This is a genomic window from Devosia ginsengisoli (genome assembly GCF_024707105.1).
Taxonomy (GTDB): Bacteria; Pseudomonadota; Alphaproteobacteria; order Rhizobiales; family Devosiaceae; genus Devosia; species Devosia ginsengisoli_A.
This window is the reverse complement of sequence record NZ_JANQAJ010000006.1, coordinates 17,159-28,083: the sequence shown is the minus strand read 5'-3', so window position 1 is coordinate 28,083 and position 10,925 is coordinate 17,159. Positions and strand designations below refer to the sequence as shown.

Below are 10,925 nucleotides of genomic sequence, written 5' to 3'. Positions count from 1 at the left end.
TTCTGAAATTACTGGTATGGACATTAGGTGGTCCGTACCAGTATACAGATGTCCAGCATCTGGCAAGTGTCCAAGGCGACAGAAACTGACCCACTATTCCAAACCCGGCTTTCCCACCGCTACCATCGGCATCGATCTGGGCGGAACGCGCTACAAGATTGGCTGGCAGGTAGCTGGCGGTGGCCTGACCGATACCGTCACCCTGTCCACCGGCTCCCACCGCAAGGTCGACATCGTGCTGGCCGAGGTTGCCGAAGCGGTCTCCGCCATGGTGGAGCGCGCTCATCTGGCCCGCGAATCCATCGTCGCGGTGGGAATCGGGGTTCCGGCGGTGATCGATCCGGCCGTTGGGCGGATCATCCTTCTCCCCAATTTTTCCGAGAGCTGGCAGGGGTTCCTGCTCACCGACGCGCTGAGCTCGCTGGTCGGATTGCCGGTCTATCTCATCAATGACGCGCGCAGCTTTACACTCGCCGAGGCGCGCCTTGGCGCTGGCCGCGGCACAGCCAACCTGCTCGGGGTGACGCTGGGCACCGGTGTCGGCGGGGGGCTCGTGCTCGACGGCAAGCTGCGCTTTGGCCCCAACCATATGGCTGGGGAATTCGGTCATATCAGCATCGATCCGCATGGCCTGCGCTGCGGGTGTGGCGGCCTTGGTTGCATCGAATCCTATGCGTCGGGTCCGGCCATCGCCGCTACGGCGCTGCGTCCGCTGTTGCAGGGACGCGCACCCATGCTGCGCGAACTGATCGGCGGTGACCTGAACAAGCTCGACGCCGACGCAGTTGCTGCTGCGGCACGCCAGGGGGAGGCCGAGTGCCGTGAGATTTTCGAGCGCGTCGGCCACGCCGTGGGCCTGGGCATAGCCCACGCCATGAAGATTGCCGACATCGAGCGCGTCATTGTCGGCGGCGGCGTGGCTGAAGCGGGCGAGTTGCTGTTCGGCCCGATCCGCGAGACGGTTCGCGCCAATACTGCCGTATTCGGCGCGGTAAAGCCGCAGATCGCCGCGGCAAGCATCGAGCAGCCCGGCGCCACGGGCGCCGCCCTATGGGCGCGGGAACGATTTTCGGAGGAAAATAGAGCATGAAAACCTGGCGTATTGCCGGCATCAATTTCGACCACATGCACATGGGCGATCTGTTGCGTCTGGCCCATGACCACCCCCCAGGCCGAGATCGTCGCGCTTTGCGACGCCGACCCGGCGCGCATGCAGACGGCAAGGCAGAATTTCGCCATTCCCGACAGTGCAATCTATACCGACATCAATCGCTGCATCGTCGAGTCCAAGCCCGATCTGGTCATCCTGTGCCCGGCCACCGCCCATCACGCCGATTTCGTGGAAAAGGTTGCCAAGCACGACGTAGCCATCCTCGTAGAAAAGCCATTCGCCGCGTCCCTGGCCGAGGCCGACCGCATGATCGCCGCAACGCGCGACAGAATGCTGATCATCAACTGGCCGCTGGCCTGGTATCCGCCCCATATCACCACCAAGCGCCTGATCGACGAGGGCGCCATCGGCGAGGTGATCGAGGTCCACTACTACGACGGCAATCGCGGCCCGCTCTATCACCGTGCTGACAAGATCGAGGTCGAGCAGGATGCTGCCCTCGCCGAAAAGGCCGGCTCCTGGTGGTACAGCAAGGCGGCTGGCGGCGGCAGCCTGCTCGATTATCTGGGTTATGGCGTGACGCTGGCCAGCTGGTTCATGAATGGGCGGGCGCCGATCGAGGTCACCACCACAACCGACACGCGCGAAGGGCTGGAGGTCGATGAGCATTCGGTGACCGTGGCCCGCTATGCCACCGGCCTGTCCAAGTTCGAAACCCGCTGGGGCGCTTTCTCCGATCCCTGGCTGACGCAGCCACAGCCCAAATGCGGCTTTGTCGTCGTCGGTACCGAAGGCACCATTGCCAGCTACGACTACGAGACCACGATCAGTATGCAGACAAGGGCCAGGCCCGCGATCCACACCGTTCCGGTCGATACCATTGCCGCGCCCTACCGCAACCCCGTCGAATACGTGCTGCACTGCATGGAGACCGGCGAGGCCATCAAAGGTCCGCTCGATCCCAGACTGTCGCGGATCGGCCAGCAGATCGTCGATAGCGCCATGCTGTCGGCCAGCGAAAAGCGTACCGTGAGGCTTCTGCCATGAGCGAAACGACGACCGCTAGCGCCGATTCCTACGCCCTGAACGAAGCGCCCAAAGGCGTGGCTGTGGCGCCGGATCTGCCCTATCAGCCCCGCGACCCGCGGGCCTATCGCCCCCGGATCGCTCTGATCGGGGCCGGGGGCATCACCTTCGCCCATCTTGGAGCCTACCGGCATGCCGGCTACGACGTAGCCGCCATCTGCGACCAGGACATTGAGCGCGCCCGCAACCGACGCGACGAGTTCTATCCCGAAGCCGCCATCACCACCAATGTCGATGATATCCTCGGCCGCGACGATATCTCTGTGGTGGATATCGCCACCCATCCGGCAGCCCGCGTATCGCTGATCGAACGCGCGCTGGATGAACGCAAGCATGTGCTCTCGCAAAAGCCCTTCGTTCTCGATCTCGATATCGGTGAGGCCCTGGTCGAGCGGGCGGACCGCAACGGCGTCAAACTGGCCGTCAACCAGAACGGCCGCTGGGCGCCGCATTTCGGTTATATGCGAGAGGCCGTTCGGGCCGGCGTGATCGGCGACGTGCAGAGCGTGCATCTGGGCGTCCATTGGGACCATACCTGGACCAAGGGCACGCCCTTCGAGGATATCGACGATCTGGTCTTCTACGACTTCGCCATTCACTGGTTCGACTTCCTGGCCAGCATTATCGGCGATCGCGCGACCAATGTCTTCGCGACCCGCGCCCATGCTGCCGGGCAGCAGATGCGGCCACCCATGCTGGCGCAGGCGCTGGTTGAATTCGAAGGCGGCCAATGCTCGCTGGCCTTTGACGCTCATGCCCGGTTCGGTCCACTCGATACCACCTATATATCGGGCACCGAGGGGTCTCTTGTCAGTCAGGGCCCCAATCTCGGCAGCCAGGCCGTAACGCTCTACACCGCCGAGGGCGCGGCTCACCCCTTGTTGCAGGGCGCCTGGTTCAACGATGGCTTCCACGGCGCCATGGGCGAACTGCTCTGTGCCATCGAGGAGGATCGCGAACCGATTAACGGCGCCCGCGGCAATCTGCTGAGCCTGCAACTCTGCTTTGCCGCCATCGCCTCCTCGCACAGCAAGGCCCCGGTTCGTCCCGGAACTGTCCGCAAACTCTCGGGCATATAGGTAGGATTTTCTTGGCTCAGCGGCGCGGCAACTCGCCGGCGCTGCGGCCCCAGCGAACGACACAGGTGATGACGCGCTGCACTGGCGGCGCCTCACTCGGCTGCTCGATGATTTCGGCCAAAGCTGCACTTACCGCGCCGGGTGGCGGGGCGATAGTGGTGATGGAGTGGCTGTCCCAGCCGGCCAAAGCCACCCCGTCATGCCCCACAATGGCTAGGTTATCCGGCACTGTGCGGCCCAGCACGGCAGCGGCATCCTTGACGCCCACGGCCATCAGGTCATTGGCACAGACGATGACATCGGGCTGCATACGGCGCAGCAGCAGGGCGGCTTCCTTGTAGCCGGACTCGTAGGAGTAATCGCCATGCTCGACGAGGTCGAAGGCCAGGTCATGTTTCGCCAGCGCGGCGGCGAACCAGCCCATGCGCTGCTTGTCGACATGACTGGACGCGCGGCCCGAAAGATAGACGAAATGCCGCCGCCCCTGAGCCACGAGATGATCGATGATCTCGGTCGTGGCCACATCGGCATCAAGCCGTACATCTGCGATATTTCTTCCTTCCAGCGGCTCGGACGAGGCGATGATGGGTATGGCTGAATGGAAGATGCGCGTGGCGTCGTCTATGGAAACGGCATCGGAATAGAGCACGACATGATCGACCTGGTAGGTCGAGGCAATGCGCATGAGCTGGCTGCGATCCTCATGGTCGGCGCAGCGCAACACCAGCGGCAACCGCTCCTGTTCCTGCAGGCGCCGGATAAGCTGATCGAGCCCTTCGGCCTCGGCCGGATTGGCCACTGTGTTGACCACCAAAGCCACCAGCCGCGACTGGTTGTTGTTGAGTACCCGCGCCATGGCATTGGGGCGGAAGCCATGCTCGTCGGCCAGGGCCAGGATACGGACGCGAGTCGTCGGCTTCATGCTGGAACCGGCTGCGAAGGCGCGCGAGATGGTTGCCGAGGAGACGCCGGCCAGTTTGGCCAGTTCAACCGATGTAATGCCCTTGCGCCGCATCCCGTCCTCCGCCCCGCTATCGGGGCGTCGTCACCTCTAGCGCAACCGTTTCGCCATCACGAGAGGCCGAGAGCTTGATCGCGTCCCAGAGCCGGGCGAAGCGCAGGCCATTGGCGACGGTGGACGGATTGGCGAGCCGCCCGTCGCGCACCGCCTGGAATGTGTGCATGGGCGTATCGCGCGTTTCACCCTCTTCGCGCGGCTCGGCCTCGCCGCCAATACTCACCTCGCGCCATTTGCCCCAGGCATCGATTCGTACGATGGCGTTGGTGTAGAAAAAGGTGATGGCCGACGCGCAGCCCGGCGGACCGTCGCCGGCGGCATTGAAGGTGACCAGCGCGCCATTGGTGAGGCGGGCGGCGACGGCGGTCGCCAGGTCCACGGCAATGCCGCGATTGTTGGCATAGGCCGACAGCCGGGCAAATTCGGCATCGGCCAGCACGCAGACCGTGTTCATCATATGGGCCCCGGTATCGAACATGAAGCCGCCGCCTGAAATGGCCGGGTTCTGTTTCCACTGGCCGGCATAATTGTTCTTCCAGCCTTCCCATATGGCGGCATTGACGCTGACCAACTCGCCGAAATCACCGCGTCTTGCCCGGTCGCGTGTGTCGTGGACAAGGGGAGAGAGCCCGCCCTGGAAGGCGACGACGATCGTCCGCCCTGTGCGCTTTTCCGCTTCGATAAGAGCCAGGGCTTCCTCGACCGTGGTGACCATGGGCTTTTCCAGCAGCAGGTCATAGCCCGCTTCGATGACCGCCAGGGCGTTGGCGCCGTGGAAGACATGCGGGGTCGAAACATAGACGGCATCCATCTGGCCCTTGAGGCTGGCGAGCATGCTCTCGGCATCGCCATATTCGACTGGGCGAGGTGCGCCGGCGGCTTCGCAGGTATCGGCAAAGCGCTTGCGCGACACTTCGCTGACTTCGGCCGTGGCGACTATCTTCACATCGTCCATCGCCGCCCAGCCACGCGCATAATCGGCCGCCTTGAGGCCGGCCCCGATCACACCCAGGCGCAACACCATGATTTCCTCCCGCGAACCCGCTTGCCTGCAAAATGTAGACGTGTACATTCTTGCCCGTCAAGGTCGCCAAATGGCGCCGAACCGAGGGAGAGAGACGTGACCATCCGCGTGACCGTCTGGAATGAAGGCCGCCACGAAAAGCGCGATGCGCCGGTGGCGAAAATCTATCCTGATGGCATGGATGGCGCGATTGCTGCCGGCCTTGGGGATCGCGACTTTGCCATCGAGCGCCGCTCTATCGACGATCCCGAGCAGGGCCTGACACAGGAACTGCTGGATCGTACTGACGTGCTGACCTGGTGGGGCCATGTGGCTCATGACGAGGTCAAGGACGAGTATATTGACCGGGTGCAGCAGCGTATATTGGCCGGCATGGGACTGGTCGTGCTGCATTCGGGGCATCATTCCAAGATGTTCCGTCGCATGATGGGTACCAATTGCAATCTGGCTTGGCGCGAACTGCCCGAGGGCGATCTGGAGCGTGTCTGGGTGACCAACCCGAACCATCCGATTGCCGAAGGCGTGCCGTCCTTCTTCGAAATCCCGCAATCGGAAATGTATGGCGAGCCTTTCGACATTCCGGCCGCCGACGAAATTATCTTCATGAGTTGGTACAAGGGCGGTGAAGTGTTCCGCTCGGGCCTCACCTTCTATCGCGGGCTGGGGCGTATCTTCTATTTCTCGCCTGGCCACGAGACCTTCCCGATCTATCACCATCCCATGGTGCAGCATGTGATCGGCAATGGCATCGAATGGGCCATGCGACCGCATTCGGGTGCGCGCAAGCTCGACAATTGGCATCGCAAGGAGCCGATTCACCGCTAGGACTAGGGCACGTCGTCCGGCGCCAGGGCGCAGGCAGGGGCGTTTTCGTCCCAGACGATCTCGATGGTCGAGTGGGTGATGCCGTAGTCGGCGCTTAGCGCCTCCTTGACCGCCTGTGTCACCGCGCCGGCAACGGCGCCAGGCGTCAGAACGATCTCCAGTGTCGCCACCGGCTTGCCCGAGGTGATCGACCAGACATGGACATGGCGGACAGCGGCAAGCCCGGGCACTTTGGCCACCAGGGCCTTGCTCAAATCCTCGACCACCACATTGCCCGGTGTGCCCTCCATTAGGATATGCAGCGAGCCGCGGAACAGCTTCCAGGCGCTGCGCAGGACCAGCAAGCTGACAAACACCGACAGGATCGGATCGATCGGCATCCAGCCGGTGAACCAGATGGTGATGGCTGCCACGATGGCCGCGACCGAGCCGAGCAGGTCGCCCAGCACATGGACCATGGCGCCCCTGATATTGACGTGTTCCTTGTCGCCGCGCGACAGCACGAGGAAGACGGTGACATTAACCACGAGGCCCAGCACGGCCACGACGAACATGGGTCCGGCCAGCACTTCATGCGGTGTCATGAAGCGCTGGATGGCCTCGTAGATGATCCAGGCGACCAGCGCGAAAAGCGTGACGGCATTGATGAGACCGGCCACCACTTCGAGCCGCATGTAGCCGAAGGTGCGCTTGCCGTCCGAAGCGCGACGACCGAAGCGAAAGGCGGCCCAGGCCAGCAGCAAAGCGGCCGCATCGGTCAGCATATGTCCGGCATCGGCAATCAGTGCCAGCGACCCGGAGAGCAGGCCGGCCACGACTTCCGCCAGCATGAAGCTGGCCGTCAGCAGGAAGCCGATCAGCACGACACGCTCATTGCCGGCACTCACCGTTGGCGCGTGGCTGTGGCCTGCATGGTCGTGGCCCGAATGATCGTGCCCGGCATGGTCATGACCGTTGTGATGCTCATGCTCCGCATGATCGGGATCGGCATGCTCATGGCCGGCATGGTCGTGCCCATGGGCCATGGGACCTTGTTCCTTGCTGCCAACGGCCATCGTCCTGCTCCTCGAAATTCTATCATATGAATACATGTTCATATGTGCAGATCAAGGCAAAAAGCGATGACATACCTGCGATCAGGTGTCGCTGTCCTCGCTATGGTCTTCCATCGCATGCTCGATCATGTCGGCCAGCATATGGGCGATATGCTCGTCGGCTGTCTCGTAAAACACCTGCTTGTTGCGCCGCGTTCCCCGCACCAGCCGCGCCGCCCGCAACAGCCGCAGATGGTGGCTGACCAGTGAGGGCGAAGCGTTGACGGCCCTGGCGATATCGCCAACCGCGATGGGTTCGGAGAGACAGGCCAGCAGCACGCGCAGCCGCGTCGGATCGCCCAGCAGGCGATAGGTTTCGGCAATCACTGATATCTGGGCGTCGCTGGGTGTGCTCAAGGCGATGACTCGATAGGGCTTGCTGCACCAAGAGGTAAGGCGCTTCGGCGTGGGGCGCCAGAGGGTGGCTCCATTCGCCTCGTCGTGCCAAGCTGGCGCAAAGACGATGAGGAGTCGATCATGGGTTTCCGCGCATTGCTGACCGACAAGGATGCCGAGGGCAAGGTGACGTCGTCGGTGCAGATGCTGGACGATGCGCGCCTGCCCGAGGGCAATGTGACGGTCGATATCGACTGGGCGGGACTCAATTACAAGGATGGCCTCTGCCTCACCGGCGGGGGCGGGCTGGTGCGGACCTATCCGCATGTCGGCGGCATCGACTTTGCCGGCACGGTGCGCGACAGCAGCGATGCGCGCTACAAGGTCGGCGACCAGGTGGTGCTGACCGGCTGGCGCGTGGGTGAGACGCATTGGGGCGGTTATGCCGAGCGTGCCCGCGTCAATGCCGACTGGCTGGTGCCGCTGCCGCAGGGCCTGACGACACGCGATGCCATGATTGTCGGCACGGCAGGCCTGACCGCCATGCTGGCCATCGACCGGCTGGAAGCGGCGGGCCTGACCCCGGAAGCGGGTGAAGTGCTGGTAACGGGCGCAGCCGGTGGCGTCGGCACGATTGCGATCTCCATGCTGGCGCGGCTGGGCTATCAGGTCGCGGCTTTGTCGGGACGCCCTCAGCATGCCGAGGCGCTCAAGGCCTTGGGCGCGGCCAGTGTGGTCGACCGCAACGAGTTCCTGGCCCAGCCCGACAAGGTGCTTGAATCGGCGCGCTGGGCGGCGGTGATCGACAATGTCGGCGGCAAGGTGCTGGGCAAGGTTCTCAAGCAGGTCAAATATGGCGGTTCTGTTGCCAGTATCGGCAATGCCGGGGGTATCGAGCTCTCGACCAATGTATTGCCGTTCATCCTGCGGGGGATAAGTTTGTTCGGCATCGACAGCGTGATGCAGCCGTACAGCACGCGTGTAGCGGCGTGGGCGCGGATTGCCGGGACGTTCGATCTAGGCGCCTATGCCGGGCTGGTGCGCGAGGTGGGGCTGGAGGAATTGCCGGAAGCGGCGCGGGAGATTCTCGCGGGCGAGGTCAAGGGGCGGATGCTGGTCAAGGTGGGTGAGTCTTTGTGGGATACCCCCTCCTAACCTCCCCCTGATAGGGGGAGGAACAGATCGGAAATGAGACACTATCTTGCCTCAACCACTGCGCGGCTCCTCCCCCTATCAGGGGGAGGTTGGGAGGGGTACTCCGATCTCACCGATACCCCGCCGCCTGCAACTCGAACAGTTCCGCATAGCGCCCGCGCAGGGCGAGCAGCTCGGCATGCGACCCTGATTCCAGGATCGCGCCATTTTCCAGCACCAGGATCCGATCCGCCATGCGCACGGTCGAGAACCGGTGCGAGATGATGACCGCGGTCTTGCCCGCAGCCAGGCTCTTGAAGCGGGAGAACACCTCTGCTTCCGCCTTGGCATCGAGCGCGGCGGTGGGTTCGTCGAGGATGATGAGGTCGGCGTCGCGCATATAGGCGCGGGCAATGGCGACTTTCTGCCATTCGCCGCCGGAGAGGTCGCGCCCTTTCTTGAACAGACGCCCGAGCTGCTGGTCGTAGCCTTGGGGCAGCTTTTCGATCACTGCATCGGCAAGGCTCAACTCGGCGGCATTCTCGATCCGCGCCATGTCGTTCTGGTCTTCGATGCGGCCTACCCCGATATTCTCGCGGGCGGTGAGGCTGTAGCGGATGAAGTCCTGGAAGATCACCCCGATATGGGCATGGATATCGGCGACCGAGAGATCCTTGAGGTCGATACCGTCAATGGTGATGCGGCCTTCATCCGGATCGTAGAGCCGGGTCAGGAGCTTGACGATCGTGGTCTTGCCGGCGCCGTTCTCGCCCACCAGCGCCAGCGTCTCGCCGGCATGGAGGGTGAAACTCAGGTGGCGGATGGCCCAGCCTTCAGTATCGGGATAGCGGAAGCCCACATCCTCGAAGGTGATGCCCTGGCGGATCGGCTGGGGAAAGGGCTTCGGGTTGGCAGGGGAGAGGATGGTCGGCTCGATCTCGAAGAAGCTGAACAGGTCGTCGAGATACATCGACTGGCCGGCAATCTGGGTGAAGCCGAGCAAGATCTTCTGGAACAGGCCGTTGAGCCGCAGGAACGAGCCTGACAGGAAGGCGAGGTCGCCGATGGTGAAATCGCCCGTCACCGTGCGCCAGACGATGAAGCCATAGGCGCCGTAATAGGTCAGGGTCGAAATCGAGGAGAACAGGGCGCCCCAGATGGCGCGCTGCGTCGAGAGCTTGCGGTTTTCGAGATAGATGGTGTGAGCGAGCTGCCGGAAGCGGGTGATGAGGAAGTCGCCCAGCCCGAACAGCTTGAGTTCCTTGGCCGTTTCGGCGCTGGCCCCGATATAGCGGATATATTCGAGCTCGCGCCGCTCGGGCGTGCGCCAGCGGCTCATGAAATAGGCCAGCGTATTGAACCGCGTCTCGCCCCAGATGGCGGGGACGAAGGAGAGCGGGAGCAACAGGATCAGCCAGGGCGCATAGACGAAAAGGCCGGCGCCGAGCGTCACGACCGTGACCATGTCCTGCGCCTGGCCGAACATCTGGCTGAGCAGCGCATTGCGGCCGGCGGCCTGGCGGCGCGCCCGCTCCAGCCGGTCCTGATATTCGGCGGATTCGAAATGCATGAGGTCGAGCCGGGCGGCATGCGCCATCAGCTCGACGCTGACCGTATTGGAATGGAGTTCCGACAGCACCGAATCGACGAGGCCCGTGGCCCGCGCCAGCAGGTCCGAAGCGACCACCAGCGCCAGTTCGATGGCGAGCAGGATCACGATGAGATTGAGCGCGCCGCTGCTCCACCAGTCGGCAAAGCCGGGGCCGGGTGCGGCTATGGCGGTGAGGCGAACCACCTCGTCGATGATGAGCTTGCCCACATAGAGCATGGCGATGGGCTGCAGCGAAGCGATGAGTCGCAGCCCCATGCTCGCGGCGGTCAGCGGTCGGCTGGTGCGCCAGATCTGCGCGACCAGCCGACCGAGATGGCGGAGGTTCTCGATACGCTCGCGGAAGGTGGGAGCCTTGTCAGGCGTGGGCGGCGGACGCCGCCCGGGAAGGTCGGTCATGCGGCAATGATAACCGGGCGGCGGGGGAGGGGGAATAGTTCTCCACGTTAAGGTGTCGTAACAATTGCCGCCAGCGTCTCAGTCGTCTCCCTCCCCCTTGTGGGGAGGGATCAAGGGTGGGGGTGTCGAGCGGTCCGCACCCGCCGAGTTCGGGGCGCGTTCGACACCCCCACCCTGCTCGATTCAACGGACTTAGCAAACGCTAAGTCC

The 10,925-nt window shown here is 63.5% G+C and carries 10 protein-coding genes; 5 read left to right on the top strand and 5 right to left on the bottom strand.

Features of this window, described 5'->3' with window-relative positions:
• The first annotated feature begins 16 nt into the window (after positions 1–16).
• The 3 genes from NVV79_RS03825 to NVV79_RS03815 all read left to right on the top strand — a co-directional run bounded on the left by NVV79_RS03825 (position 17) and on the right by NVV79_RS03815 (position 3,276).
• On the top strand, positions 17–1,090 hold the full coding sequence (locus NVV79_RS03825; protein ID WP_303986473.1) for an ROK family protein: 1,074 nt from the start codon (positions 17–19) through the stop codon (positions 1,088–1,090).
• A 66-nt stretch (positions 1,091–1,156) separates the two neighbouring features.
• Positions 1,157–2,158, top strand: coding sequence for a Gfo/Idh/MocA family protein (locus NVV79_RS03820; RefSeq protein ID WP_303986471.1), 1,002 nt, complete (start codon positions 1,157–1,159; stop codon positions 2,156–2,158).
• Entirely contained in the window at positions 2,155–3,276 is a 1,122-nt protein-coding gene (locus NVV79_RS03815; RefSeq protein WP_303986469.1) for a Gfo/Idh/MocA family protein, read from the top strand. Before NVV79_RS03820 ends, NVV79_RS03815 begins: the two co-directional genes overlap by 4 nt.
• Positions 3,277–3,292: 16 nt before the next feature.
• Here the strand turns inward: NVV79_RS03815 and NVV79_RS03810 are convergent, their stop codons facing one another.
• Both NVV79_RS03810 and NVV79_RS03805 read right to left on the bottom strand, forming a co-directional pair.
• Positions 3,293–4,291, bottom strand: coding sequence for a LacI family DNA-binding transcriptional regulator (locus tag NVV79_RS03810; RefSeq protein ID WP_303986466.1), 999 nt, complete (start codon positions 4,289–4,291; stop codon positions 3,293–3,295).
• A 16-nt stretch (positions 4,292–4,307) separates the two neighbouring features.
• Positions 4,308–5,318 (bottom strand): Gfo/Idh/MocA family protein, encoded by a 1,011-nt coding sequence (locus tag NVV79_RS03805; protein WP_303986464.1) that lies wholly within the window; start codon positions 5,316–5,318, stop codon positions 4,308–4,310.
• A 96-nt stretch (positions 5,319–5,414) separates the two neighbouring features.
• On the opposite strand from NVV79_RS03805, the gene NVV79_RS03800 reads away from it, so the two are divergent.
• On the top strand, positions 5,415–6,143 hold the full coding sequence (locus tag NVV79_RS03800) for a ThuA domain-containing protein (RefSeq protein ID WP_303986462.1): 729 nt from the start codon (positions 5,415–5,417) through the stop codon (positions 6,141–6,143).
• Positions 6,144–6,145: 2 nt separating this feature from the next.
• Here NVV79_RS03800 and NVV79_RS03795 read toward each other — a convergent pair whose 3' ends face one another.
• Positions 6,146–7,198: a cation diffusion facilitator family transporter gene (locus tag NVV79_RS03795; RefSeq protein ID WP_303986460.1), complete on the bottom strand. Its 1,053-nt coding sequence runs from the start codon at positions 7,196–7,198 to the stop codon at positions 6,146–6,148.
• 81 nt (positions 7,199–7,279) lie between these two features.
• Positions 7,280–7,594, bottom strand: coding sequence for a helix-turn-helix transcriptional regulator (locus NVV79_RS03790; RefSeq protein WP_303986458.1), 315 nt, complete (start codon positions 7,592–7,594; stop codon positions 7,280–7,282).
• Between the two features lie 120 nt (positions 7,595–7,714).
• Between NVV79_RS03790 and NVV79_RS03785 the strand changes: the two genes are divergently transcribed.
• Entirely contained in the window at positions 7,715–8,728 is a 1,014-nt protein-coding gene (locus NVV79_RS03785; RefSeq protein ID WP_303986456.1) for an acryloyl-CoA reductase, read from the top strand.
• 109 nt (positions 8,729–8,837) lie between these two features.
• Here the strand turns inward: NVV79_RS03785 and NVV79_RS03780 are convergent, their stop codons facing one another.
• Positions 8,838–10,715, bottom strand: coding sequence for an ABC transporter ATP-binding protein (locus NVV79_RS03780; RefSeq protein WP_303986454.1), 1,878 nt, complete (start codon positions 10,713–10,715; stop codon positions 8,838–8,840).
• Between the last annotated feature and the right edge of the window lie 210 nt (positions 10,716–10,925).

What these genes read in the sequence shown, in the direction of transcription:
- NVV79_RS03810 (WP_303986466.1), bottom strand. Translation starts at nt 4,291, where the DNA reads ATGCGGCGCAAGGGCATTACATCGGTTGAACTGGCCAAACTGGCCGGC.
- NVV79_RS03820 (WP_303986471.1), top strand. Translation starts at nt 1,157, where the DNA reads ATGACCACCCCCCAGGCCGAGATCGTCGCGCTTTGCGACGCCGACCCG.
- NVV79_RS03825 (WP_303986473.1), top strand. Translation starts at nt 17, where the DNA reads ATGGACATTAGGTGGTCCGTACCAGTATACAGATGTCCAGCATCTGGC.
- NVV79_RS03815 (WP_303986469.1), top strand. Translation starts at nt 2,155, where the DNA reads ATGAGCGAAACGACGACCGCTAGCGCCGATTCCTACGCCCTGAACGAA.
- NVV79_RS03785 (WP_303986456.1), top strand. Translation starts at nt 7,715, where the DNA reads ATGGGTTTCCGCGCATTGCTGACCGACAAGGATGCCGAGGGCAAGGTG.
- NVV79_RS03795 (WP_303986460.1), bottom strand. Translation starts at nt 7,198, where the DNA reads ATGGCCGTTGGCAGCAAGGAACAAGGTCCCATGGCCCATGGGCACGAC.
- NVV79_RS03805 (WP_303986464.1), bottom strand. Translation starts at nt 5,318, where the DNA reads ATGGTGTTGCGCCTGGGTGTGATCGGGGCCGGCCTCAAGGCGGCCGAT.
- NVV79_RS03780 (WP_303986454.1), bottom strand. Translation starts at nt 10,715, where the DNA reads ATGACCGACCTTCCCGGGCGGCGTCCGCCGCCCACGCCTGACAAGGCT.